This window comes from Nocardioides sp. BGA-UO-ETr-FS32 (assembly GCF_059567905.1).
Genome location: NZ_JCAQOX010000013.1, coordinates 911,895 through 937,360 on the forward strand (window position 1 = coordinate 911,895; position 25,466 = coordinate 937,360).

The 25,466-nt window shown below is 73.3% G+C and carries 20 protein-coding genes, 1 tRNA gene and 1 riboswitch; of the genes, 15 read left to right on the top strand and 6 right to left on the bottom strand.

Features of this window, described 5'->3' with window-relative positions:
• The first annotated feature begins 38 nt into the window (after window positions 1–38).
• A complete protein-coding gene (locus tag AC57BS_RS09625; RefSeq protein WP_496411204.1) occupies window positions 39–497 on the top strand; it encodes a VanZ family protein in 459 nt (152 codons plus the stop codon).
• Between the two features lie 24 nt (window positions 498–521).
• Here the strand turns inward: AC57BS_RS09625 and AC57BS_RS09630 are convergent, their stop codons facing one another.
• The 4 genes from AC57BS_RS09630 to AC57BS_RS09645 all read right to left on the bottom strand — a co-directional run bounded on the left by AC57BS_RS09630 (window position 522) and on the right by AC57BS_RS09645 (window position 7,421).
• Complete coding sequence (locus AC57BS_RS09630) at window positions 522–848, bottom strand: hypothetical protein (RefSeq protein ID WP_496411205.1); 327 nt, start codon at window positions 846–848, stop codon at window positions 522–524.
• The gene (locus AC57BS_RS09635; protein WP_496411206.1) at window positions 845–3,433 is read right to left on the bottom strand and encodes a GH25 family lysozyme; all 2,589 of its coding nucleotides are present in this window, start codon (window positions 3,431–3,433) and stop codon (window positions 845–847) included. The genes AC57BS_RS09630 and AC57BS_RS09635 overlap by 4 nt, the downstream gene beginning before the upstream one ends.
• A gap of 114 nt (window positions 3,434–3,547) precedes the next feature.
• Entirely contained in the window at window positions 3,548–5,008 is a 1,461-nt protein-coding gene (locus tag AC57BS_RS09640; protein WP_496411207.1) for an esterase/lipase family protein, read from the bottom strand.
• 13 nt (window positions 5,009–5,021) lie between these two features.
• The gene (locus AC57BS_RS09645; protein ID WP_496411208.1) at window positions 5,022–7,421 is read right to left on the bottom strand and encodes a CHAT domain-containing protein; all 2,400 of its coding nucleotides are present in this window, start codon (window positions 7,419–7,421) and stop codon (window positions 5,022–5,024) included.
• Between the two features lie 143 nt (window positions 7,422–7,564).
• Between AC57BS_RS09645 and AC57BS_RS09650 the strand changes: the two genes are divergently transcribed.
• The gene (locus AC57BS_RS09650) at window positions 7,565–9,220 is read left to right on the top strand and encodes a CHAT domain-containing protein (protein ID WP_496411209.1); all 1,656 of its coding nucleotides are present in this window, start codon (window positions 7,565–7,567) and stop codon (window positions 9,218–9,220) included.
• 68 nt (window positions 9,221–9,288) lie between these two features.
• On the opposite strand, the gene AC57BS_RS09655 is transcribed toward AC57BS_RS09650, so the two are convergent.
• Window positions 9,289–9,374 (bottom strand) — tRNA-Leu (locus tag AC57BS_RS09655).
• 80 nt (window positions 9,375–9,454) lie between these two features.
• Here AC57BS_RS09655 and AC57BS_RS09660 point away from each other — a divergent pair.
• From AC57BS_RS09660 to AC57BS_RS09715, 12 genes are all read left to right on the top strand, one after another.
• Window positions 9,455–10,798, top strand: coding sequence for a M20/M25/M40 family metallo-hydrolase (locus tag AC57BS_RS09660; protein WP_496411210.1), 1,344 nt, complete (start codon window positions 9,455–9,457; stop codon window positions 10,796–10,798).
• A gap of 74 nt (window positions 10,799–10,872) precedes the next feature.
• Window positions 10,873–11,002, top strand: a riboswitch (FMN riboswitch).
• A gap of 79 nt (window positions 11,003–11,081) precedes the next feature.
• Window positions 11,082–12,140 (top strand): bifunctional diaminohydroxyphosphoribosylaminopyrimidine deaminase/5-amino-6-(5-phosphoribosylamino)uracil reductase RibD, encoded by a 1,059-nt coding sequence (gene ribD, locus AC57BS_RS09665; RefSeq protein WP_496411211.1) that lies wholly within the window; start codon window positions 11,082–11,084, stop codon window positions 12,138–12,140.
• Window positions 12,140–12,778: a riboflavin synthase gene (locus tag AC57BS_RS09670; RefSeq protein WP_496411212.1), complete on the top strand. Its 639-nt coding sequence runs from the start codon at window positions 12,140–12,142 to the stop codon at window positions 12,776–12,778. Before ribD ends, AC57BS_RS09670 begins: the two co-directional genes overlap by 1 nt.
• Window positions 12,775–13,467 carry a nicotinamide riboside transporter PnuC gene (gene pnuC, locus AC57BS_RS09675; RefSeq protein WP_496411213.1) on the top strand — a complete coding sequence of 231 codons (693 nt, stop codon included), beginning with the start codon at window positions 12,775–12,777 and terminating at the stop codon, window positions 13,465–13,467. The genes AC57BS_RS09670 and pnuC overlap by 4 nt, the downstream gene beginning before the upstream one ends.
• Entirely contained in the window at window positions 13,464–14,735 is a 1,272-nt protein-coding gene (locus tag AC57BS_RS09680) for a bifunctional 3,4-dihydroxy-2-butanone-4-phosphate synthase/GTP cyclohydrolase II (protein ID WP_496411214.1), read from the top strand. Before pnuC ends, AC57BS_RS09680 begins: the two co-directional genes overlap by 4 nt.
• Window positions 14,732–15,208 (top strand): 6,7-dimethyl-8-ribityllumazine synthase, encoded by a 477-nt coding sequence (gene ribH / locus AC57BS_RS09685; protein WP_496411215.1) that lies wholly within the window; start codon window positions 14,732–14,734, stop codon window positions 15,206–15,208. Before AC57BS_RS09680 ends, ribH begins: the two co-directional genes overlap by 4 nt.
• Before the next feature lie 150 nt (window positions 15,209–15,358).
• Window positions 15,359–19,864 carry an nSTAND1 domain-containing NTPase gene (locus AC57BS_RS09690; protein WP_496411216.1) on the top strand — a complete coding sequence of 1,502 codons (4,506 nt, stop codon included), beginning with the start codon at window positions 15,359–15,361 and terminating at the stop codon, window positions 19,862–19,864.
• Window positions 19,865–19,979: 115 nt separating this feature from the next.
• Window positions 19,980–20,480 carry a hypothetical protein gene (locus AC57BS_RS09695; RefSeq protein ID WP_496411217.1) on the top strand — a complete coding sequence of 167 codons (501 nt, stop codon included), beginning with the start codon at window positions 19,980–19,982 and terminating at the stop codon, window positions 20,478–20,480.
• 122 nt (window positions 20,481–20,602) lie between these two features.
• On the top strand, window positions 20,603–20,866 hold the full coding sequence (locus tag AC57BS_RS09700; protein WP_129454324.1) for a phosphoribosyl-ATP diphosphatase: 264 nt from the start codon (window positions 20,603–20,605) through the stop codon (window positions 20,864–20,866).
• Window positions 20,867–20,897: 31 nt separating this feature from the next.
• A complete protein-coding gene (hisG, locus tag AC57BS_RS09705) occupies window positions 20,898–21,743 on the top strand; it encodes an ATP phosphoribosyltransferase (RefSeq protein WP_496411218.1) in 846 nt (281 codons plus the stop codon).
• Window positions 21,727–22,206 (top strand): PH domain-containing protein, encoded by a 480-nt coding sequence (locus AC57BS_RS09710; protein WP_496411219.1) that lies wholly within the window; start codon window positions 21,727–21,729, stop codon window positions 22,204–22,206. The genes hisG and AC57BS_RS09710 overlap by 17 nt, the downstream gene beginning before the upstream one ends.
• Before the next feature lie 65 nt (window positions 22,207–22,271).
• A complete protein-coding gene (locus tag AC57BS_RS09715; protein WP_496411220.1) occupies window positions 22,272–23,558 on the top strand; it encodes an esterase-like activity of phytase family protein in 1,287 nt (428 codons plus the stop codon).
• 15 nt (window positions 23,559–23,573) lie between these two features.
• Here AC57BS_RS09715 and AC57BS_RS09720 read toward each other — a convergent pair whose 3' ends face one another.
• Window positions 23,574–24,479, bottom strand: coding sequence for an aldose 1-epimerase family protein (locus AC57BS_RS09720; protein ID WP_496411221.1), 906 nt, complete (start codon window positions 24,477–24,479; stop codon window positions 23,574–23,576).
• A 33-nt stretch (window positions 24,480–24,512) separates the two neighbouring features.
• On the opposite strand from AC57BS_RS09720, the gene AC57BS_RS09725 reads away from it, so the two are divergent.
• Window positions 24,513–25,463, top strand: coding sequence for a GNAT family N-acetyltransferase (locus AC57BS_RS09725; protein ID WP_496411222.1), 951 nt, complete (start codon window positions 24,513–24,515; stop codon window positions 25,461–25,463).
• Window positions 25,464–25,466 lie beyond the last annotated feature (3 nt).

Here is a 25,466-nt window from a genome sequence, read left to right on the forward strand (position 1 = left end):
CCCGCCGACGTCAGGGGCCGACCGGGATGATGGGCCGCGTGCTGCACCGTCACCCCGTCCTCAGCCTGCTGACCCTCGTCTACCTCGGGTTCGTCGGGCTCGTCACGCTCACCCCGGCCGAGGACCAGCCCGACTACGCCAGCCTGGCGGGGCGCCTCCTGGCCCGCCTCCAGCGCTACCCCGACCTCGACCCGCTCACCAGCCGCCTGAGCATCGAGCGGATCGAGTTCCTCGCCAACATCGGGCTGTTCGTCCCGCTCGGGATGTTCCTCCTGCTCCTCGTGGGCACGCGGCACTGGTTTGCGGCGCTCGCGGCCGGCATCGTGCTCACCTCGATGATCGAGAGCGTGCAGCGCGAGATCCCCGGCCGGGTCTCCGACCCCCGCGACGTGGCCGCCAACTCGATCGGGATGTTCGTCGGGGTGGCGCTGGCCGTCATGCTGACACTGCCCGCTGCGCTGCGACGGCGGCGGCGGGAGCAGCGGAGCCGGGGCTAGCCGTACGGCCGGGAGCGGGGCGGGTCAGTGCACGAGCTCGGCGAACACCTCGCTCTCGTCGCCGACGGGCTCGAAGGACGACGCGTCGGCGTCCTCGTCGAAGTCCAGCAGGGTCGCCTCGTCAGCGTCGCCGGTGCCCACGTTCGCGACCGCGACGACTCCCATGAGGGGCGAGAGGTAGGCATACACCTGGAGAGCCTGGTCGACCGTGAACCAGCGCAGGTCCTTGACGCCTGCTGCGACCAGGCCCGCGAGCACGGCGCCGATCACGGCGAGCACCGTGTAGATCGCCTTGCGGATGCGGGGGTCCAGCCGGCGGAGGACCTCGGTGGCGATGGGGAGCGGGTTCATGGTTCCTGCCTTTCGGGAAGTGCCTCGATCGCGCCCTGGATGCCACGGGCAGCCAGGGTCAGCTGCTCCTCGAGGGGGCCGAGGTCGGGTGTCACGAGGAGGGGTGCGGGCGTCGCGGGCAACGGCACCGTGACGGTGATGACGATCGAGCCCTGCTGGTCGGCGGTCCCGCCGTTCGTCGTGGTCATCACGGTCGGGGCGGCCGTGGCGCCGGTCGGGTCGGGCGTCTGCAGGGGGACCAGCTCGACGGATGGAATCGCCTCGACGGTCGGGGCCGCCTCGAGCGGCGCGGGGGTCGGACGCTCCGACACGGTCGTGCCAGGTCGCGGCTTGGCGCGACCGGGCTTCGCCGGGCGGCCCGCCGGGCGCAGTCGCAGCGCCGACAGGGGGAGGTCGGGGTGCAGGGCGTTCACGTCCACCCGCCCGAGTCCCGGCACGCTCTTGACGGGACCGAGCCTGCCGTTCGAGTGCTGCCAGACCGCGGCGCGCACCCACGGCCGAGGGATGACCGGGGCCCGGAAGTCGTCGCTGTAGCGCGCCACCCACAGCAGGCAGCCGAAGCCCTTGGTGAGGTTGAACGGTGTGTAGATGACGGGCTTGCCCGCGAGCTTCCTGCGGCGCAGCTCGTGCTCGACCGTACGCACCCAGGCCCCGGTCCACTCGGTGAGCTGGGGGAGCGTGAGGTCCCCGGTGTCCTCGAGGTCGAGCATGGGCACCATGTCGCCGGCCCGCAGGTCGATGTGGGCCAGGAAGTACTTCGCTTCCGCGACGGCATCGCGGCCCTCCGGACGGGCGAAGTGGTAGGCGCCGACCGGCAGCCCCGCCGTACGGGCCTGGCGCACCCGCTTGCGGTGGAGCCGGTCGGTGACCGACGTGCCCTCGGTCGCCTTGACGTAGAGCCACCGCACACCTGCCGCCCGGGCGGCCTTGAGGTCGAGGCGCCCCGACTGGTGGTGGCTGATGTCGACGCCGTCGAGGGTTCGGCGGGGCGGGAACGCGCTGCCCAGCGGTGTCACCGAACCTTTGCGTCGGTCCTCACCGGCGCCCGGCACGGTCACCTCGACCTCACGGGGCGGGTAGGAGAACACGGGTAGGGGGCTCGGTCGCGGGAAGTCGTCGACCCGCCTGCCCCTCAGCCCGTCGAGCCCGGCGCGGTAGGCGACGACCTGCCTCGCGGCGCTCGGGTCCAACCGCGGGTGGTCGATGAGCACGGCGTGGATGTGGGCACTCCACGAGCCCGGCAGGTCCGCGCGGTACCACGCCGCGAACCCGACCTCGCGCAGCACCCTGACCTTGCGCCGCCAGTCCCAGGCGAGCAGGTCGACGACGCCGCCGCCGTCGTGCGTGGAGGCGGACGCGTTCACCCGACCCTTGTTGTAGGAGCCCTGGACCACGGTGAGCCGGTAGTCGAGCCGGCGCTCGACCTCCTCGAGGGCGGCCCGGGTCAGCCAGTCAACGACCTTGGGGTTCCGGTCGCCGAACTCGGTGAGGGCGAAGGGCTTGTCCGCCGGACCGGTGAATGAGTGAGCGATGCCGGGGGTTGTGGCCGATCCGGGCACGGGCATGTCCCGCGTGGGGTGCCTGCGGGGCGTGAACGACTCGGCCGCCTGCTTCTTCTGCCGCTCCTTCCCGGGTCGCGCCTTGATCGTGCCCTTCTTCGGCCCGCTGCTCCCGTCCGGCGCGATCACCACGGTGCCGGGCGTCGGGGCTGCTCCCGGCCGTACGGAGGTGGTGAGGGCGAGCGTCGCCTGCCGGGCGTGGTGATCGCTGTTGCGCTGCATGGGAGGTCGACCTTCGCGACCCCGGAAGAGGGTGCGGGCACGCTCGCTCCACCTGGCCGTGGCGCCGTCGACGAACCAGAGCAGGTCGATGGAGGCGGTGTCGGTGCCGAAGGACACCTGGCGTCCACCCCCCAGCGCCTGGAGCCGGGCGCGGAACGCGCGCAGCTGCCGGTTGTAGTCACCGCCGGCGATCACGGGCGCGCCGGTCGCCACCAGCCGTTCGATGAGCGCGTCGTGGGTACGCATCGCGTCGTGCCACTCGTGCTGGCGCAGGGCCGCGTTGTCCTTGGGCGGACGGCGGAACGCGCCCGAGACGAGGTGCAGGTTGGTGACGTGCAGCTCGACGTCGAGCTCGCGGTGGCGCAGGTGGAGGCGGGTGAGGTATCGCCGCTCGTGCAGCTTGGGCACACCCGGGTGGATCTGCTGGGTCGATGCGTCGAGCACCTCGAAGATCGCCGTGCGCACGGCGATGGGGCACCGGTTGTCCTTCGGGCCGTAGAAGACGTGCCAGTCCGTGCTGGGGAACTCGTCGGCCACGATGCCGCGGTAGCGCTGGTCGATCTCCTGCAGCAGCACGAGGTCGCCGTCGGCCGCGTTCGCCCGCAGGTCCTCACGCGCCTCGGCGACGGTGATGGCGGTGCGGGGGAACGACTGCACGTTGGCGGTGAGGACGCGAAAGGTCCGGACCGCCGAGGCCGTGGTCGCCGGCGCACCGCGCGAGGAGCGCACGGTCGGCACCGGAGGAGCGGGAAGCGCCGCCGGCGCGGCACCGTTCGTCGTCAGCACGTCGATCTTCTCCGCCATGGCTCACCCCCGGGTCCGCAGCCGGGGACCGGAGTGGCCCCGGCGGAGCCCCATCACACGACGGTCCACCTCCCGGGCCGTTTGGTAAAGGGACGTCTAGACATTCCGGCCGGGTCAGGACGTGGGCAGCCATCGCAGGAGGTGCTCGACGACCTCGTCGTTGCGGAAGAAGGAGTTGTGCTCGACGCCACGGGCGGAGTCGAGGACGAGCCTGTTGTCGACCGGGAACCCGGGAGCACCGGGCACGTCGTAGCAGCCCCTGGTCGGCACCACCAGGTCGTTGTCGTCGGTGCGGAAGACCAGGTCGGTGGCACCGTCGCGGACGACCCGGCCCAGGGGCGAGCCGACCGGAGGCTCGTAGTCGGCCGCGACCACCGAGAGTGCCGCCGGCCCCGCCGGACGCGCGTTCAGCGAGGCCAGGTAGGCGCCGGCAGGCTCCATGCAGGTGATGCCGTCGAGCCCTCCCACGGCGGAGACGGCCAGCTGCTTGACGACCGCGAGGACCAGGCCGATGGTGTCCGTCACTCCGTTGTCGGGGATGAACTGCATCAGGTTGGTCAGCCGTCCGAGCAGGTCCGACAGGTGGGCGCGGTCGGCGAGCACGGTGCCTCCGTTGGGCGCCGCCACCTGCACGATGCCGCGCACTCGCACCGTGTCCAGTGCCGCGAGCTCACGACCCACGAGGCCACCGCGCGAGTGGGTGACCAGGTCGAGGTCGAGCCTCACGCCGGCCGGGACGAGCGAGGAGAACCACTCCGCGTTGTCCGCGGGTGAGGCGGACACGGAGTGGTGGTCGAAGGCGGCGACGCGGCCTTCGTACGCGGCGTGAAGCGTCTCCATGGCGTACCGGGGGAGGGCTCCGAACCCCCCGTGGGCGGTGGAGAAGGTGCCGTGCACGAACAGCAGGGCACGGCCCTCGCCGAGCCGTGCCCAGTCACTCGGGCCGAAGGAGGGTGCCGTGGGCAGGGCGTAGTCGTTGAGCCCCATCCAGCGGACCCGGTTGAGCCGGTGGCGCTCCTCCCAGCGCGAGGCGAAGAAGTCGCCCACCCGCCCGAGCACCGGGTCCACGAGCGGGAAGACCAGCACCTTGAGCACCTTCGTGCCGACGACACCGAGCAGTCCGCGGTGACCGGTCGCAGCCGGGCCGCTCGCCTCGACGACGGCCCGCGGCACCCGGTAGGTGCGCCGCTCCCCGCCGCGGGAGGGCACGTCCGCAGGAGCGATGTCATCGGGGAGGTGCCACGACAGCGAGCCGTCCTCCGCGGCGTACAGCAGCACCTGTCCGTTCCCGTCGCCCGGAGCCGGGACGTCGACGAGGAGGTCGTCGGAGCCGCCACTCGCGCGGGTGCCGGCGCTCGGGGTCAGCTCGCGGTGGTGGGACACCACCACCGAGAGCTGCTCCTCCATGCCTGCCCGGCCGAGGGCCTCGAGGAGGTCGAGCGTGGCCTGCTCCTCGCCGCGCATCCCGGCGGATCCAGCGAGGTGGACCTCGACCTCCCCGACCAGGCCGAAGCTGCGGATCACCACGCTGCCGACGACGACGGGGCTCCCCTCGGGGTTCAGCTGCTCGGCCATCGTCGTCTGCCTCTCACTGGGGTGCGGCCGCCGGGACGGCGGCCGGCTCTGGGGTCGTCGCACCGGCCCGCCGGAGTCGGAGTCGCGGGTGTCCGAACACCTGGTAGGCGATCAGGGTCGCGTGCAGCGTGGGGTCGCCGGCACGGACCGCCTGCTCCGTGTACGTCGCCCGCAACGCGCGCACGACCTCGGCGACGGGCACCGCTTCGGGTCCGAGGGCGGCCGCGTAGAACCGCTTGGCGACGCTGCTGGCGACGTCGTCGCGGATGTTCCACAGCGGCGCGACCACCGCGGTCGCGCCGATGCGGAGCAGGGTCGAGGCGAAGCCGGCGTAGTCGCCGAGCACCCGCTCGTCCGAGCCGACCTGACAGGCGTTGAGGAACACGAGCGGACCGTGCTCGAGGGAACCGTTCTCGACCTCGGCCGGCGTGAGGAACTGCGCCACGGGGGCGCCGGTGGTCGAGCTCCTCGTCAGCAGGACGATGCCTTCCTGGTCGCCGGCGGCGTCGTACTGCCCGTGCAGTGCCAGGTGCAGCACGTCGGCGGGCGAGGGCAGCCCCCGGAGCATGTCGATGACCGTCCACAGGTCAGGGGCGACGGTGGCGGCGGGCGGGTCGAACAGGCGGGCCACCTCGGCGGCCTCGGCGACTGCGGCGTCCAGGCGTCCCCAGCCGGGGACGCCGGTGTAGTCGGCGGTGAGGACGGCGCCGGTGCGCACGGACACGGCCGAGCGCGGTCTCGGCCGCGGCCGGTGCTCGGTGAGGGGCCAGCGCCCGACGGCGACGTGCGCGCCCAGGAACGGGGAGTCACCTCCCCACTGCGTCACCAGCCGGGGCTCCAGGCACGCGAGCTCCCACGGGACCACGAGCTCCTCGGTCAGGAGCAGCACGGCGGGTGCCCGGTCGCGGCTCGTTGCGGTCGTCACGGCGCGGATGGCCTCCTGGATGCCGTGCGGGATCGCCCGCCCGATCCGGCGCGCGCGTCCCGCCAGGCTCAGGAAGTCGGCGGACGCGTCCGCGGAGAACGCGATCGAGCGACGGGTCTCCAGCGCGAAGCCCGCGATGTCGCCCTCCAGCGTGGTGCTGCTGGGCAGGTCCGGGACCTCGACCGTCGGGTCCGGTGCGAAGGCGCACCAGACCCACGACGACTCCGCGTCCCCGCGGCACACCGAGACCAGCAGGTCGGGAGCGTCCTCGCCCAGGAGCGGGGCGAGATCGACCAGCTCGGCGTCGCGGGTGGCGACGGGCGGGGCGAGGTCGACGTGCTGCGCGGTGTCGACCGCGGCGATGGTGCGCCAGGCCACGGCGACGACCTGTCCGGCCCGCGCGACCTGCAGGCCCAGGCGCCGCTGCGGGCCGAGGTCCTCGCCGTAGCGCGCCGTGCAGGTGAGGGTCACCGCGGGGTAGGGGTCCTGCTCGCTCACCGTGATCGTCGCCCGTGGCCCCTCGGCGACCCCGATCGAGTCCGGGTCGTGGAGCAGGACGAGGTCGAGCACGACGGTCTCACCGGCCACGAGGGTGAGTGGTGCGGTGGCGACCAGGGTGCGGTCCCGGCGCGGCCGTATCCCGAGCGTGACCTCGAAGGGCTGGTCGATGACGACGACGTCCGGCCTGGTCGTCCCCGTTGCGACGTCGAGCCGGGGGTACGCCTCGCGCCGGCCGCTGTCCGCGCTCCCACGCCACACGGGACCGGGGTCGCCGGTCGGCGCAGCGCCGACCACCGCGATCTCGGGTTCCGCCGCGGCGCCATGGCCCTGCGGCTGGTCCTGCCACCACCGGTACGGTCCGGCGTCGGCGAGGTCCCGGCGCGCCCGGCCGACCTCGGACAGGACGCGCGCCACGTCCTGCGGAGCCACCCGAGCCGCCGCCAGCACGTGCGTGGTGCCGCGCAGCACGAGGACCTCCGGGGCGGCTGCGATCGCACACACCAGGCTCGCGCGCACGTGCCCGGCGGGCAGGGCGCTGGCGTGCGTGAGCAGCTGCGCCACGGGGAAGCGGTGCGGGGGAGTGGAGCGCAGCACCCAGTCGAGGCGTTGGAGGTCATCGGACGCCAGCAGGTCCGAGACCAGCGCGGCGGCGTCGTCCGGCGGGAGCGCCACCACGTCCGCCGGTCCCACCGCGGTGTTCCCGGCCCGGATCGACGTCGCGGCGCCCAGGGCGAGGTCGACCTCGCGGTCGGACCAGCGGGGGGAGTCGGCGTACAGGAGGACGGGCGGCGTCGGCGCCTCCGCGACGAGCCGCTGCACCGCCTGGGCCAGCTCGCCGTCCCCGGACGCGGCCGGGGCGAGTGCGGTGCGCTGCTCGTCGGCGAGCCCGAGGGCGGCGAGCGCGTCGACGAGGGCGGCCCGGTCGGCGGGCTCGCTCGTGGCGGCGACCGTCTCGCACAGGAACATCCAGCTGTCGACCGTGCTCACGCCACACCTCCGAGGGTGGAGGCCCGGGTGGACCCACCACTCGCCGACGCGGCGGCTCGAAGATGCGGGTCGCCGCGGGTACCTGTGCACCGGTCGGCGGCTCTAGTCTGTTGCAAGCAGCACCCCCCGCGAAAGAGCGCGCCATGCCTCCTCGTTGCTACCTCGACTTCGACCTGCTGCTGGAGCAGCGGGCCGACGGCGAGTACCAGGCGCTGGTGACCGGGTCCCCACTGGGCGAAGCCACCAGCCAGCGGTTCCGGCTGCCCTTCGACCCGCAGACGCTCGAGATCCTGCTGCTCAAGCTGGACCCCGGCCGGTCGGGGACCAGGCGGGTGGGGGCCACGGCCCAGCAACAGGCGGCCATGGACTTCGGCGGCCCCCTCTTCGAGGCCATCTTCCGCGACGAGCTCGGCCTGGCCTGGTCGCGGAGCCAGGACCTGAGTCGGCAGCAGGGCGCCGGGCTGCGCCTGCGGTTGCGGCTCACGGGCGCACCGGCGATCGCCGGGCTGCCCTGGGAGCTGCTCTACGACCGGAGGACGAACGCGTTCCCGGCCCAGTCCGAGCGGACCCCGCTCGTGCGCTACCTCGACGTGCCGCACGTGCCGAGGCCGATGACGGTCGACGGGCCCCTGTACGTGCTGGCGATCATCTCCTCGCCGACCGACCTCGACGTCCTCGACGTCGACGCCGAGTGGGAGCGCCTCCGGGGAGCACTGGCCGAACGGATCGACAGCGGGCTCGTGGTCCTGGACCGGTTGCCGCGACCGCAGCTCTCCGAGCTCGGCCCGTGGTTGCGCCGGCGGCCGACCCACGTCATCCACTTCATCGGCCACGGGGACTTCGACGACCGGCTGCGCGAGGGTGTCCTCTACTTCCAGGACAAACTGGGTGGCCGCTCCACCGTCACGTCCTCGATGCTCGGCCCCTACCTGCGCGACCACGATCCGCTGCGGCTGGTGGTCCTGAATGCGTGCCGGTCGGCGCGCACCGACGCGGTCGACCCCTTCGGCGGGATAGCCCAGGGGCTCGTCCAGCAGGACGCCACGGCCGTCGTGGCGATGCAGTTCCCGATCAGCGACCGCGCGGCCGTCACGTTCACGAGCGACTTCTACGGTTCGCTCGCGGACGGGCTTCCCGTCGACCAGGCCGTGACGAGCGCACGCAAGGCCCTGCTGGCCGAGTTCCGGGACGAGTGGGCCACTCCCGTGCTCTTCATGCGCGCCCCCGACGGCGCGATCTTCGAGAACGTCGTCCCCGAGACCCCGCCGGCGCCGGCAGGCGACGGAGCAGGATCCAGTGGCCCGGGCGCCGAGCCCGGCTGGGTCGCCCGGCGCGGCCGCGCCGCCGCGGTCGCGGGCGTCGTCGTCGCGCTGGTCGTCACCGCTCTCGTGTTCGCTCTCACCCGTGGTGACCGCGACCCGGGCCCGAGCGCGAGCGAGACGCCCACCTCCGAGAGTCCGACGGCGGTCGCGGGGGAGGGAGATGCCCTGGCCGGCTCGTGGGCCGGGACCGCGTCGTACGGTGAGGGCGACCGGTTCGACGTGCGGCTGGACATCTCGAGCCCCTGCCGCCTGCGGCAGTCGTGCGGGAGCATCTACGTGAGCTCGACGCCGTGCACGGGGCGGGTCACGCTCCGGGCGGTCGTCGAGGGAACCTACGAGTTCTACGTCGACGACTTCACCGCGGAGTCGCCGTCGGACTGCTACCCCGGCCCCGGCGAGTTCTTCGAGCTGGTCGACGGGACACTGCGGTACACGACCGACTACTCCGTCACGGGTGTGCTCAGGCGGGTCGACTAGCACGCGGGACGGCGCACCTACGACGAAGCCCCGGGCCGATGGGCCCGGGGCTCGCGCGTGTCGATCTGTGTCCGAGGGGGGACTTGAACCCCCACGCCCTAATACGGGCACTAGCACCTCAAGCTAGCGCGTCTGCCAATTCCGCCACCCGGACGAGTGCTGGAGAAGAGTAGCAAGGCAGTTCGCCGCCGACGAATCGGGGCTGGTGCTTGCTCGTGGGGCAGGATGGACGGCATGGAACAGGTGCCCTCGGACCGCTCGACCGACAGCTCGCAGGACCGTTCGTACGACCCCGCCGGGGAGGTCGTCCAGCTCTGCCAGGACCTCATCGGCATCGACACCTCCAACTACGGCACCGACGACGGCCCGGGGGAGCGCAAGGCTGCGGAGCACGTCGCCGCGCTGCTCGACGAGGTCGGGATCGAGAGCCGGATCATCGAGGGGCGGCCCGGCCGGGCCAACGTCGTCGCGCGCTGGGGCGGCGGCGACGGCCGCGCCCCGCTGCTGGTCCACGGCCACCTCGACGTCGTACCGGCCGAGGCGTCCGACTGGCAGGTCGACCCGTTCAGCGGGGAGATCAAGGACGGTCACGTCTGGGGCCGCGGCGCGGTCGACATGAAGGACTTCGACGCGATGCTGCTGAGCGTCGTACGCGCACGCGCGGCCGCGCACGCCGCCCCCGACCGCGAGCTGGTGCTCTGCTTCACCGCCGACGAGGAGGCGGGTGGCCACCACGGTGCCGGGATCCTCGTGGACCAGCACGCCGACCTGTTCGCCGACTGCTCCGAGGCAGTCGGCGAGGTCGGCGGCTTCTCCGCCACTGTGCGCGGTCGCCGCGTCTACCTGATCGAGGCCGCCGAGAAGGGCATGGCCTGGATGCGGCTGACGGCTCGGGGCCGGGCCGGCCACGGCTCGATGATCAACGACGACAACGCCGTCACCCGGCTCGCCGGCGCGGTCGCGCGGATCGGCGCCCACCAGTGGCCCGTCCGATTGACGCCGACCATGGAGGTGCTGCTCGCCACCGTCGGCGAGCTCGCCGGCACGGAGGCCACCCCCGACAACGCCGAGGCGCTGGTGGAGGAGTTCGGCGACGCGGCCCGGATGCTGGGAGCGGTCATCCGCAACACCGCCAACCCGACGATGCTCCGCGCCGGCTACAAGACCAACGTCATCCCGACGGACGCGCAGGCCACCGTGGACGGCCGCTTCCTGCCCGGCTACGAGGACGAGTTCTTCGCGACGCTGCGCGAGCTCGCGGGCGACGGCATCGACTTCGAGTTCGAGTCCAAGCAGGACCCGTGGGAGACCCCCTACGACGGCGACCTGGTGACCGCGATGACGCGCAGCCTCCTGGCGGAGGACCCCGGCGCCGTCGTGGCGCCCTACCTGATGAGCGGCGGGACCGACGCCAAGCACTTCCGGAAGCTCGGCATGCGGTCGTACGGGTTCGCGCCGCTGCGGCTGCCCGCGGACCTCGACTTCACCGCACTCTTCCACGGGGTCGACGAGCGCGTGCCCGTCGACGCCCTCGAGTTCGGCGCCCGCGTCTTCGACAGGTTCCTCGACCAGGTCTGAGTGTCGCGCACGTCACTCGTGGACCCCGGTGAGGGAATGGCCGCGGCTGTGGCATGGTTACCGGCACGAAGAGCTTGCGTGCTCTGGGGGCGGTGGAACTCCGCACCGGCGGTCACAGTCCGCGACCCGACCACCGCCAGTGGCCGGTTGACCAGGTGGAACTCCTGGACCGACGGTCAAAGTCCGGATGAGAAGTGCACGCTGACGGCTCGCGCGCCACTCCCTCGCGGAGGCGCGCCCCGTCGCCGCCCCCCTGAGTCCAGACACCGGACCGGAGGCGGAGATGACGACCAGCGAGGCAGAGCGCAACGCCATGCAGCGCGCCCTGGCGCTCGCCACCACTCCCGGCGTGCCTCTCGGGCCGAACCCGCGGGTGGGGTGCGTGCTGCTCGCGCCGGACGGCACGACGATCGCGGAGGGCTTCCACCGCGGGGCCGGTACGCCGCACGCCGAGGCAGCGGCACTCGCCGAGGCGGGCGACGCAGCCCGTGGTGCGACCGCCGTCGTGACCCTCGAGCCCTGCAACCACACCGGCCGCACCGGACCGTGCAGCGAGGCGCTGATCGCGGCCGGTGTCGTACGCGTCGTGTTCGCCCAGCCCGACGCCAACCCGGTCGCCGTGGGCGGCGCGGGGCGGCTGCGCGAGGCCGGGATCGAGGTCGTCGGCGGCGAGCTGATCGAGGAGGCGCAGGCGGTCAACCGGGCGTGGACCTTCGCCATCGCGCGGCGCCGCCCGTTCGTCACGTGGAAGTTCGCCACCACCCTCGACGGTCGCAGCGCCGCCGCTGACGGCACCAGCCGGTGGGTCTCCAGCCGCGCGGCCCGCCTCGACACGCACCGCCTGCGCGGGCTGTGCGACACGATGCTGGTCGGCACCAGCACCGTCGAGGTCGACGACCCCGAGCTCACCGTGCGCGACGAGCTCGACGAGCCGGTCGCCATCCAGCCGCTGCGCGCGGTCATGGGGCTGCGCGACCTGCCGGCCGACCGCCGCGTCTTCAACGACCGCGCCGAGACCGTGCGCCTGCGCACCCGCGACCCCCAGCAGGCGCTGGCCGAGCTGTTCGCGCGGGACCGCCAGCACGTGTTCCTGGAAGGCGGCCCGACACTGGCCGCGGCCTTCCTCGCGGCCGGACTGGTCGACGAGGTCGTCACCTACGTCGCGCCCATGCTGCTGGGCGCGGGCCGCTCCGCGGTCGCCGACCTCGGCGTCGGCACCATCGCCGACGCCCTCCACCTGCACGTCTCCGACGTGACGGTGCTGCAGGGCCACGACGGCGAGGACACCAACGTGCGCCTGACCATGCGCCCCCACCTGCGCCCCCACCTGAGGAGGAAGTGATGTTCACCGGGATCGTCGAGGAGCTCGGCACGATCGCCGAGGTCACCGACCAGGGCGACGCCATCCGGCTCACCGTCGCTGCCGACACCGTGCTCGAGGGCACCGTGCTGGGCGACTCCATCTCCGTCAACGGCTGCTGCCTCACGGTCTCCGAGATCGGCGAGGGCCGCTGGACCGCCGACCTGATGCAGGAGACCCTCGACAAGACCTCGCTGCGCGGCGCCGCGCCGGGCGACCGGGTCAACCTCGAGCGGGCGGTCACCGTCGACAAGCGGCTGGGCGGCCACATCGTGCAGGGCCACGTCGACGGCGTCGGCGAGGTGATCTCGCGTTCGCCCAGCGAGCACTGGGACGTCGTCGAGATCTCCCTCCCGGCGCACCTCGCGCGCTACCTCGTCGACAAGGGCTCGATCACCGTCGACGGCGTGAGCCTCACCGTCGTCGAGGCGCGGGAGGCGAGCTTCACCGTCAGCCTCATCCCCGAGACCCTCGCCCGCACCACGCTGGGCAGCCGGCGGGTCGGCGACCTGGTCAACCTCGAGGCCGACGTCATCGCCAAGCACGTCGAGAAGCTCCTCGGCGCGTACGCCACGGCACCCGCCGCGGCCCCCATCACCCCGACCGACGAGGAAGAATGATGCTCCTGCTCGAATGGCTGATCCACGGCACCATCCCGGTGCCGGGCGGTGCCCTCGGCGCCCGCGAGGTGATCGGCAACCTGTTCGGCCTGGCGAGCGCGATCCTCGGGATGAAGCGCTACGTCTGGGCGTGGCCCGTCGGACTCGTCGGCAACCTGCTGCTCTTCACGGTCTTCGCCACGGGTGAGTTCTCGGGGGCCGTCGAGGAGCCGCTGTGGGGCCAGGCCGGTCGCCAGGTGTTCTTCGCCGCCGTGTCGGTGTACGGGTGGTGGCGCTGGTCGCAGGCCCGCAACGCCGGCGGTGCCTCGGACGGAGGCGCGATCGCGCCGCGCTGGGCGACCCGGGCCGAGCGGGTCCAGCTGGCCGTGCTCGGCGTCGTCGGCTACGCCGCGGCGTACGCCCTGCTCCTGCGGATCGGCTCCTGGGGACCGACCACGGAGGCGTGGATCCTCGCCGGCTCCATGCTCGCGACCTACGGGATGGCCCGCGGCTGGGTGGAGTTCTGGCTGGTCTGGGTCCTCGTCGACGTCGTCGGGGTCACCACGCTCGTCAACGCCGGCTACTACCCGACCGCCGGGATGTACCTCTTCTACGCCGTCTTCGTCGTCATCGGCTTCTTCGTCTGGTGGCGCGACAGCAGGACCGTCGTCGAGGTCACCGAGGAGAGCAAGGAGGTGGTCGCGGCATGAGCGTGCGACTGGACCCCGTCGAGCAGGCGATCGAGGACATCGCCGCCGGCAAGGCCGTCATCGTCGTCGACGACGAGGACCGCGAGAACGAGGGCGACATCATCTTCGCCGCTGCGAAGGCGACACCCGAGCTGATGGCCTTCACCATCCGCCACTCGAGCGGCGTCATCTGCGTGCCGATGCCGGGCGCCATGCTCGAGCGGCTCGAGATCCCCCTGATGACCCCGCACAACAAGGACCGGCTGCGCACGGCGTACACGATCTCCGTCGACGCCCGTGACGGTGTCTCGACGGGCATCAGCGCCGCCGACCGTGCGCACACCGCGCGCACCCTCGCCGACTCGGCCACCGAGCCGTGGGAGCTCACCCGCCCCGGGCACGTGTTCCCCCTGCGCTACCGCGAGGGCGGCGTGCTGGTGCGTCGCGGCCACACCGAGGCCGCCGTCGACCTGGCCAGGCTCGCCGGCCTGACCCCGGCGGGTGTGCTCGTCGAGGTGGTCAACGACGACGGCACGATGAAGCGCGGCCCCGAGCTGCGCGAGTTCGCCGACGAGCACGGGCTCGCGATGATCTCCATCGAGGACCTGGTCCGCTACCGCCGCCGTCACGAGCGGCACGTCGAGCGGGTCGCGGAGACCCGGCTGCCCACGCGCCACGGCGAGTTCACGGCGTACGGCTACCGGATCACCATCGACGACAGCGAGCACGTCGCGCTCGCCCACGGCGACATCGCGGGCGCGGTCGCGGCGGGCGAGCCGGTGCTGACCCGCGTGCACAGCGAGTGCCTGACCGGCGACGTCTTCGGCAGCGAGCGCTGCGACTGCGGGCCCCAGCTCGACGAGGCCCTCGCCCGGGTCGTCGCCGAGGGCAGGGGAGTGGTGGTCTACCTCCGCGGCCACGAGGGCCGCGGCATCGGCCTGGTCGCCAAGCTGCAGGCCTACCAGCTGCAGGACGGCGGCCGCGACACCGTGGACGCCAACCTCGACCTCGGTCTGCCCGCCGACGCACGGCACTACGGCACCGCCACCCAGGTCCTGCGCGACCTCGGCATCGGGTCCGTGCGGCTGATGACCAACAACCCCGACAAGGTCGCCAGCCTGGAGGACTTCGGGATCAGGGTCACCGAGCGGGTGCCGATCACGCCCCATCCCACCGACCACAACCTGACCTACCTGCGGACCAAGCGCGACCGGATGGGCCACGAGCTGCCCGACCTCGCGGTCGACCACCAGGACGAGCACGACCCCAGCGAAGGAGAAGCACGATGAGCGGCGCCGGAGCCCCCACCGCCCAGCCCTACGACGCCAGCGGCCTGAAGGTCGCCGTGGTCGCCGCCACCTGGCACACGCAGGTGATGGACGGCCTCGTCGCCGGTGCCGAGCGCGCGCTCGCGGCGTACGGCATCACCGAGCCGGAGGTCATCCGGGTGCCCGGAACGTTCGAGCTCCCCGTCGTCGCCGCAGCGCTCGCCCGGGCCGGGTACGACGCGGTGGTCGCGCTGGGCGTGGTGATCCGGGGCGGCACCCCCCACTTCGACTACGTCTGCTCGGCGGCCACGGACGGCCTGACGCAGGTCAGCGTCGACCACGCGATCCCGGTCGGCTTCGGCGTGCTGACCTGCGACACCGAGGAGCAGGCCCTCGACCGCGCCGGGCTCGAGGGGTCGGCCGAGGACAAGGGCTGGGAGGCCACGGCCGCCGCGCTCGACACCGCGCGTGTGGTCCGGGCCGTCTGCGGCTGACCCGACACCGGAGCGAGACCAGATCTCGACCGCCGCCTCCCACCCTCGGGGCATGACCGCAACCGTACTAGCCGTCGGCGACCGGACCCGTGTCCCGAGGCGTTTGCCGAACCTGCCCCGTTGACCACGATGCGTCCCTACCATCTGGCCATGCGCTTCAGCGTGCTCGGCCCCCTCGCGGTGCACGGGCCGCGTGGCGCCGTGGACGTCGTGGGCGGCAAGGAGCGCACCCTTCTGGCGCACCTCGTCGCGGCAGGGGGCCGCGTCGTCACTGTCGACGAGCTCGCCGCCTCGCTGTGGGACGACCAGCCTCCCCGCTCGCCCGGCAAGGCGTTGCAGACCTACGTCCTCCGGCTGCGCAACGCGCTGGAGCCCGAGCGCCGCGGCGTTCCGACCATCGTCGTGACCGAGGGGTCGGGCTACCGGCTGGCCGTCGCCGAGCACGAGGTCGACGCCGGACGGTTCGCGCACCTCGCGGTGACCGGTCGTGCCGCACTGGACGCGGGCCGGCCGGACGAGGCGGCCGACGTCCTGCGCGAGGCGCTGGACCTGTGGCGCGGACCGGCCTACGCCGGGTTCGAGGAGGCCGCCTTCGGCCGGGCCGAACGGCAGCGCCTCGACGAGATCCGGGTGAGCGCCCGCGAGGACCGGTGGGCGGCGGAGGTCGACCTGGGCAGGTCCGCCGCCGCGGTCCCGGAGCTCGAGCAGCTGGTCTCCGAGCACCCCTGGCGCGAGCGGGCGTGGGGCCTGCTCGTGCTGGCGCTGTTCCGCGCGGACCGCCAGGGCGAGGCGCTTGGTGCCCTCGAACGGGCGCGCAGTCGCCTCGCCGAGGACCTGGGCGTCGACCCGGGACCGGAGCTGCGCGACCTCCACGCCCGCGTGCTCGCCCAGGACCCTGCGCTGATGCGGCTGCCCGAGCCCGCGGCGCGGTCATCCGTCGGCGACGTGGACCGGGCCCCGAGGGCATCGCGGGCCGAGAGCCTGGAGCTGGTGCGCGAGGAGGTCGGGTCGGTGGTCGCCGCCGGCGATGCCCTGCGCGGTGGCCGGTCGGCGCTGGTGGAGGGCATCTACGCGTTGCAGGCCGGGGGTTCGCCGGCGGTTCTGCCGCCCGGCGTGTGCCCGTGGCGCGGACTGGAGACGTATGACGTCGAGGACCGACCGTGGTTCGCCGGGCGCGAGCGCCTGGTCGCCGAGCTGCTGGCTCGCCTCTCCTCCGAGCGCCTGGTGGCGCTGGTCGGAGCGTCGGGCAGCGGCAAGTCGTCCCTCGTGCGCGCCGGCTTGCTCGGCGCCCTCGCGGAGGACGCCCTGCCCGGGAGCGCCGGCTGGACCACGTTGGTGATGCGGCCCGGCGCGTCACCGATGCGCGAGCTCGCAGCCGTGGCGTTGGGGGCGGCCCAGGCCTCGCCGTCGCTGGGCGACCTGCTGCTGCGGCTCGCGGAGCAGGGTGGGACCGATGACGTGCGTCGCACCGTGCTGGTCGTGGACCAGCTCGAGGAGGTGTGGACGGCGTGCGACGACGACCGCGAGCGTGAGTCCTTCCTCGACGCCCTCGCCGGGATCGCGCACGAGACCGACGCGCGGGTGGTGCTCGTCGTCCGTGGCGACTACTTTCCGAGGCTCGCCGAGCACGCCGCGTTGGCGTCCCTGGCCCGGGACGCCACGCTCCTGGTGGGCGCTCCCAGCGCGGCGGAGGTGCGACGCATGGTGGAGGTGCCCGCCCGAGCCGCAGGCCTGACCCTCGACGCCGGCCTGGCCGAGACGCTGACCGACGACGCGGGCCAGGAGCCCGGCCTGCTGCCGCTCCTGTCGACGTCCCTCCTCCAGCTCTGGGAGCGACGTCACGACCACCGGCTCACCTACGGCGACTACGTGGCGATCGGCGGCCTGCCCGGCGCGGTGGCCCACCTCGCCGAGGAGGCGTACGACGCCCTGCCCGAGGCCGACCGTGGCACGGCGCGGGTCGTCCTGCTGCGGCTGGCGGGCCGCAGCGGCACCGGTGAGGCCGTCCGCCGCCGTGTCCCGCTGGCCGAGCTCGAGGGGCTGCCGGGCAACACGGGCGACGTGGCCGCCGCGCTCGCGGGAGCGAGGCTCCTGACGCTGACCGGTGACTCGGTCGAGGTCGCGCACGAGTCGCTGTTCCGCGAGTGGCCGCGACTCGCGCGGTGGCTCGCCGACGACGTCAGCACCCGTACGGTCCAGCAGCGCCTGGCCGTCGCCGCCGGTCAGTGGGACGAGCAGGGCCGCGACCCGGGCCTGCTCTGGCGTGGGGCCGGCCTCCAGTCCGCGCTCGACGTGGTGGCCGCCTACCCCGACGAGTCGACAACGGTCGAGCGGGACTTCCTGGCCCGGGCCGAGGAGGCGGTCGACGAGGAGCGGCGCGGCGCCGAGCAGCGGGCGGCGCAGCGCGAGCGGCAGAACCGGTCCCTGCGCCTACTGCTGGCCGTCGCCGTCGTGCTCCTCCTGGTGGCCGTGGTCGCCGGCGTCCTGGCGGCCGTCTCCCGGCAGCAGACGGCACAGGCGCGTGACCGTCAGGCGGCAGCGGCGGTCGCCGCCGACGCCCGTCGGCTGGCGGCGGCGTCGCTCAACGAGGAGCAGCTCGACCTCGCCCTGCTGCAGGCCGTGGAGGCGGTGCGCACCGAGCCCGGCCCCGAGACCCACGGCGCCCTGCTCAGCCTGCTGGCACGCACGCCCGACCTGATCCGGCAGCGGCGCGCCGAGACGCCCTTCCTCCGTGCCGACGCCAGCCACGACGGCACGGTCGTCGCCGTGGCCGAGTACGACCCACGGGTCATCGGCGTCGACGCCGCGACGGGCGAGGAGATGTGGTCACGGGAGGTCCCGGACGCCGGACACGTCCTCGCCGTCCACGGAGCCGAGGGTGGCTTCCTCGTCACGTTCTGGGACGACACCGGCGGCTCGGGCGTCGAGCTGTGGGACGACGCGTCCGGCAGGACCCGGTGGTCGCTCGACCCCGACGACCTGAGGCGTCTCATCCGCGAGGGGGACCCACAGGTTCTGGATGCCGTGTGGCTCGCCGACGGCCGCGCGGCGGTCCTGACCCCGACGCACCTGGTCACCGCCTCGCCGGCCGGGCGGGCGCTCCGGGCCGTGGCGCTCGGGACCGACGCCTACCCGGGACTGCTCCGCGCCTGGCCCGACGGCCGGCTCAGCTACGAGGCGCCCCTCGACGTCGGACACGTCCTCGACCCGGACCGACCCGACCGCCTCCGCACCCTCGGCTTCTCCGTCGCCAGCGTCTCGCCCGACGGCGGCCTGGTCCTGACGGCCGACCGTTCCCGGCCCGACCGGGTACGGCTGCGGCTGCGTGACTCCCGGACCTTCGAGCCCCGGGGACAGGAGATGACGGTGTCCTCGTTCGACAACGGCGTCGACTGGGCGCCTGACGGTCGTACGTTCGTGATCGGGGCGGGGGAGGCGGTGCAGGAGCGTGACCGCCGGGGACGGCTGCTGCACGAGTTCACCGGCGCGCACAGCGGGGCGGTGATGGCCCCGGTCGTCGCTGGCGCTGACCGCGCGTTCCTCTGGTCCGCCGGCCGCGACGGCCTGCTGTCGTCCTGGACGCTGGGGGACGCCGGCGGACTGTGGTCCTCCACCGAGCTCGGCACCAGCCCGTTCTCCGGCCAGGCCAGTCTCGATGGCACGCGGGTGGTGGCGCTCGACTACGTCGAGACCGACCTCAACCGGGCCCACCTCGTCGACCCGCGGAGCGGGAGGGCATCCGGTCCGCTCCCGATGCCGGCCGGCTGCCGGTGCCAGCCGTGGGCCGTCGCGGTGGCCGGTGACGGCAGCGTGAGCGTCGGTGCGGTCCACGAGGTTGACCCCGAGGGGCGGCTGGTCGAGGACCGCGGCTGGCTCGTTGTCTGGGACACCGACTCGGGTGAGCTCCTGCGGGCGGTCGCGATGCCGTGGGCCCCGGTGGGCGTCGGCGTCACGACCGACGGGTCCCGCGCGGTCGTCAACGGACTGGCCGGCGTCGCCGTCGTGGACCTGGGCGCGGGAGCGGTCGTCGGACGACCGCTGCGGCTCGCCCCGCTCGGCGGTACGGAGGGCGTGACCCGGGTGGGCGCCGACGGCGGCACGGCCGCGCTGGCCCGCGACGGACAGATCATGCTGCTCGACGTCGACACCGGTGCCGAGGTGGTGTCCCGCCGGCTGGCCAGTCGGTCGGCGACGGCCCAGCAGGCCACGGCCTTGGGGTGGGCGGCCGGACACCTCGTCGTCGGCGGCCTGGACGGGCGGTTGCTGTTCCTCGACGGGCGGACCCTGGCCCCGGTGGCGCCGCCGCGCGAGGTGTCGGCCGGCTTCGTCATCGATGTCGTGGAGGTCGACGGGGTGGTCGCGACGCTCGGCACCGACGGTGACGTACGGCTGTGGGACCCCGGCACGTGGTCCCCGATCGGCCTACCGGTCACCGAGGAGAACGTGCCCGGCTTCCTGTCCGGGCACGACGGCGTGCTGCGTGCGTGGTTCGAGGGGGGCAGCCTCGGCACGACCGGCCGCGTGCGCGAGCTCGCCCTGGACCCCGCCGGGTGGGTGACCCGCGCCTGCGCCCTCGCCGGCCGTCAGCTCAGCGAGGACGAGTGGGACGTCATCCATCCCGGGCGCGCGTGGCGGGAGACGTGTCCGGCACCCTGACTCGTGGACGCCGTCTGGACGGCGCCGTGAGTGACTCGTGAGCGCTTCGCGACCGCCGTCGCGGACGCTTCGGTGCACCGGGGACTCCCGGAACAGAACCCGAAGGGATCCGAAGATGAAGCTCGCACGCACCATCGTCTCCGTGGCCGCAGCCGCCGTCGTCGCACTCACCACCACCCCGGCGCAGGCCCGGGAGTGGCTGCCGATCGAGGGCCACGACCAGATGGTCCTGGCCACCTGCTCGGACGGCTCGCAGATCCTCTCCTCGCTCGTCACCGACCCGCGCCGGAACCGCTACTCCATGGACTTCGTGGTCGACGCCGACGGCGCCACGACCGGGATGGTCCTCATGCTGAAGTACGCCGGTGGCGCCACCCACTCCACCACCGGCCGGACCATCGAGGGCAGCGGCGTCGACCGGATCGTCTTCGACTTCGTCAGCGGCAGCCAGAGGTCCACGGGGGGCCGGTGGACGGTCAACCTCGCCGGCGAGGGCTGGGTGATCAAGGACGCGGGCCGGATCACGTACGACGCCGTGAGCGGCGAGGTCGACTTCTCGGGCATCGTGTCCGCGGACTGGGGGGTGCTCTGCCCCTTCTTCGGCGTGCCGGCCTGACCCGGGGGCGCGTCGGACAGGCGGAGCAGGGGTCGGCGCGACGCCGTCTACGGGGGGAGACGGTGTCCGCCAGTGGTTCCTCCTGTCCGACGCGCACGGGGCACGGCCTAGGCTTGTCCCCCGTGAAGACGTTCGAGGAGCTGTGGGCCGAGCTGTCCACCAAGGCCGAGGAGCGCCCCGAGGGCTCGGGCACCGTCGCCCAGCTCGACGCCGGGGTCCATGCCATCGGCAAGAAGCTGCTGGAGGAGGCCGCCGAGTCCTGGATGGCCGCCGAGCACGAGGGCAAGGACGCGACCGCGCTGGAGATCAGCCAGCTGCTCTACCACGCCCAGGTCCTGATGCTCGCCTCCGGACTGACCCTCGACGACGTCTACGCCCACCTGTGAGAGACAGCTGGGAGAACCAGGTGACCTTCGCATGACCCTCCGCATCGCCGTCCCCAACAAGGGATCGCTGTCCCAGGCCGCCTCCGACATCCTCCGGGAGTCGGGCTACCGCCAGCGCAGCGACTCCAAGGAGCTCGCGCTCGTCGACACCGAGAACGACGTCGAGTTCTTCTACCTGCGCCCGCGCGACATCGCGCTCTACGTCGGCGAGGGCACGCTCGACGTCGGCATCACCGGTCGCGACCTGCTCCTCGACTCCGGCGCGAAGGCCGATGAGGTGATGGGGCTCGGATTCGGCCGCTCCCGCTTCCACTTCGCCGGCCCGGCAGGTCGCTACTCCTCCCTGCAGGACCTCGACGGCCTGCGGATCGCCACGTCCTACGTCGGTGTGGTCGAGGACTACCTGTTCCGCCACGGCATCGACGCCACCGTCACGCGCCTCGACGGGGCGGTCGAGACCAGCATCCAGCTCGGCGTCGCCGACGTCATCGCCGACGTGGTCGAGACGGGCTCCACGCTGCGGGCCGCCGGCCTGGCGACCTTCGGTGACGTCATCCTCGACTCGCAGGCCGTGCTGATCACGCGCGGCGGCGAGGTGCCCGAGGACTTCGAGATCTTCCGTCGCCGCGTCGAGGGCGTCCTCGTGGCGCGCAGCTACGTGATGATGGACTACGACATCGAGGAGGCCCACCTCGACCGGGCCACCGAGCTGGCGCCTGGGCGCGAGGGCCCGACGATCTCCCCGCTCGGCAAGGCCGGCTGGGTCGCCGTACGCGTGATGGTGCCGCGCGCGGGCTCGCAGCGGCTGATGGACGACCTCTACTCGATCGGCGCCCGCGCGATCCTGCTCACGGACATCCATGCCTGCCGCCTCTGACCCCGGTCCCGCGAGCGGCCTCCCGTCCCTGCCGCACACGTGGCGGCCGATGGGTGTGCGGATCGCCGTGATCGGGTTCGGGCTGATGCTGTTCGTGGTGTGCGCGGCGGCCTGGTTCGGCTTCGACGAGTCGGTCCGCGACCGGTTCAACATCCTGCAGCGCATCACTCTCCTGGTCATGGGCGCCGGGTTCGCCGTCATCGGCTGGGCCCTCGGCCGCGCGCGGGTGACCGCCACGGCGGAGGGGCTGGTCGTGGTCAACGGCTTCAGGACCCGGCACCTCGAGTGGGAGCAGGTCCTCGGCATCCACCTGCCCGCCGGTGCGCCGTGGGCGACGCTCGACCTCGCCGACGGCACCACCATCTCGGCGATGGCGCTCCAGGGCTCGGACGGCCGGGGCGCCCGCGACGGCGTACGCCAGCTGCGCGCGCTGATCGACCGCGGGTCCTCCCGCCACGTCTGAGAGGCGTCACCCTCCCGTCAGCCGCCGGTCGCCGGGCTGTCACCAGCAGGCGGTTGGCTCGGAGCATGACCCTCGGACACCGCGCGGCCGCGCTCGCCGCGAGCCTGCTCGCCACCGCCGCCCTCGTACCCGCAGCCGCGACCGCCACCCCCGACAAGGGCCGTCCCGGCAGCCCGGACGTGCCCACCCTCTCGGCCTGGTCGGTGCTGCCGGCAACGACCTTCGTCGCCGGCAGCGAGACCAGCGGCCACTGGACCTCCGGCAACGCGGCGGTCCCCGCGCCGTATCCCGGGCAGCCGGTGCAGGGCTTCTCCGGCACCCATGCGCGTGCCGACGGCTCGTTCCTGGTGCTCTCCGACAACGGTTTCGGCAGCAAGGCCAACAGTGCCGACTTCCTGCTGTCCGTGCACCGGATCGTCCCGGAGACCGACGCCCCCGACGGGGACGGCACCACGACGTACGACCGCACCGTGGCAGTCCTCAGCGACCCTGACCGGCTGATCCCGTGGACCACCTGGCGCGACGGCGGGTGCGAGGCGGCGACCTCGCTGCCGGCCGGATACACCTGCCCTGCCCCGGACCGCCGGCTCACCGGATGGGACTTTGACCCCGAGTCGCTCCAGGTGGCGCCGGACGGCTCGTTCTGGATCGGCGAGGAGTTCGGACCCTACGTCCTCCACTTCGACAGCCGGGGCAGGCTGCTGGAGGCCCCTGTGCCGACGCCCGGGGTGAGGAGTCCCTCCAACCCGACCCTCGACGGAGCCGCGCCGAACCTGGCGAGCTCGAAGGGCTTCGAGGGCATGTCGATCAGCCCGGACGGCACGGTGCTCCGGCCGATGCTGGAGGGCGCCACCGATGAGGACAAGGCCGCCGGCATGGCCGACGCCCTGCGGATCTACACGGTCCGCGACGGCGCGTTCGCCGACGGGTTCCTGCGCTACCGCATGGACGACCCGGCGCACGCGCTCGGCGACTTCGTCCAGGTCAACAGGCACGAGGCGCTCGTGATCGAGCGCGACAACGGCCAGGGCACGACCGCCGTCTTCAAGCGGATCTACCTCGTCGACCTGCGTGACCGCGACCGCGACGGGTGGGTGGGCAAGCGGCTCCTCGTCGACCTGATGGACGTCGCCAACCCCGACGGCCTCTCGCCCCACGGCGATCCGTTCACCTTCCCGTTCTTCACCATCGAGGACGTGGAGGTCCTCGACGCGCGCACCATCGCGGTGATGAACGACAACAACTTCCCGGCCGCGGGTGGCCGCTCGACGACCGAGCCCGACCAGAACGAGTACGTCGAGATCACCCTCCCCGAACGGCTCCGGGTCGACCGCCGGCTGCTGCCGCGCTGACGCCCGGCCCCTCCGTCACAGGGCGCGGATGCCCCACGACGCCGACAGCTCGTCGCCGGTCGTCCCGGCGGGAGCGAGGGAGACGAGATCGGTGCCGGAGTTGAACGCGTCGGCCGGCGCCGTCATCGGCTCCACGGCGAGCGCCGGGCGTGGACCGTCGGACGGCGCCGTGTAGACCTGCAGCCAGCGGTGCCGCTCGTCGACCCACAACGCGACGCCGTGCGCGCTCGAGGGCTCGACGAGGGTCACGGTGGCCCGCCCGTCGACGCGGTCCAGCGAGCCGAAGCCGTCGTCGAGCACCATGTCACCGATCCGCCTCGGCGACCTGAAGTCGTACGCCCCGGCCACCGGCTCCGTCCCGATCGGGAGCTGCCGGTCGTCGACCAGCACGCGCTCGCGGGCGGGCACGGTGAGCTCGAGGTCCTCGACGGCGTCCCCGACGCAGAGGTACGGGTGAGCGCCACTGGCGTACGGCGCGGGCTCGGGGGCGAGGTTGGTGGCGGTCTGGGTGACGACGAGGCCGTCGGCGGACAGGTCGTAGAGCACGTGCAGGTCGAGCGCCCACGGGTAGCCGGTCTGCGCCATCAGGCGGTAGACGAGCGAGACCGACGTGCGTGAGTGCTCCTCCAGCGTCCAGGCGGCCCAACGGGCCAGCCCGTGTGACGCGTTGCCGCGGCTCGGGTCGGTGAGACCGAGCTGGAGGTCGCGGCCGCCGAAGGTGTAGCGGCCGTCGCGGATCCGGTTCGGCCACGGCATCAGCAGCTGGCCGCGGCCGCCGCCGGACATCTCGGTCTCGGCGAACCCGTGGACGAGGTCGCGTCCTTGGTGGCGCAGGCTGCGGAGGGCGGCCCCGCTCTCGGTGACCACCGCGACGTAGCCCGCCGCCGAGATCTGGAACTGCTCGCCGCTCGGAAACACCATGACCACCACCTTAGGCATCACTAGCCTCTGTCCATGGGCATCACCCCGCGCGAGCTGACCGTGGACGACGCGCCTGCGCTCGCTGACCTGATGACCCGCATCGAGGCCGACCACCCCACCGGATTCTGCCTGGGGCCGGTCGAGGTGCGCGAGCTGTTGTCCGGCAACCCCGACGCCGTGTTCGAGGGCGCCTACGACGGGGAAGACCTCGTCGCCTACACGACCGTCATGCCCGGGGTGCCGCGCGAGGTGGGCCAGAGCTTCGCCCTGTTCGGCGACGTCGACCCGAGCCGGCTCGGCGAGGGCATCGGCACGCTCATGCTGGCCCGCTCCCTCGAACGGTCCCGCGCGATCCACGCGCACGCCGCACCGCACGTGCCCGCCAGGTTCTCCGCGACGGCACTCGCCGGTCGCGACGACCAGGCCGACCTCATGGCTGCGGCCGGCATGCAGGTCGGCCGGCACAGCTTCCTGATGGTCGCCGACCTCGGCGAGCCGGTCTCCTGCCCGGACCTCCCGGCAGGACTGCGGGTCTCTGCGTTCGAGGCTGAGCAGGGCGAGGAGCTGCGGCTTGCCCACAACGAGGCGTTCGCCGACCACCCCGACGGAGTGCCGATCAGCGCGGGCTTCTGGGCGACGTTCATGGTCGGGGCCGCGCACGACCGCCACCACCTCTCCCTCGTCGCCCGTGACGAGAGCGGATCCGTGGCCGGCTACGTCTTCGCGCACGAGTATTCCGTCCCACCCTCGGGCGGTGCGGGTCCCGAGCTGCACGTGCCCTACGTGGGGACGCTCCACCGGCACCGCAGGCGGGGCCTGGCCGGCTCGCTGCTGCGCCGGGTCCTCGCCCTCGGTCGCGACGCCGGCTACGTCACCGCCAGCCTCCATGTCGACACGGCGAACCCGACGGGCGCCCTCGGCCTCTACGAGCGCGCGGGTTTCCGCCAGTCCTACCGCCAGGACTCCTACCACCTCGACGAGTAGTCG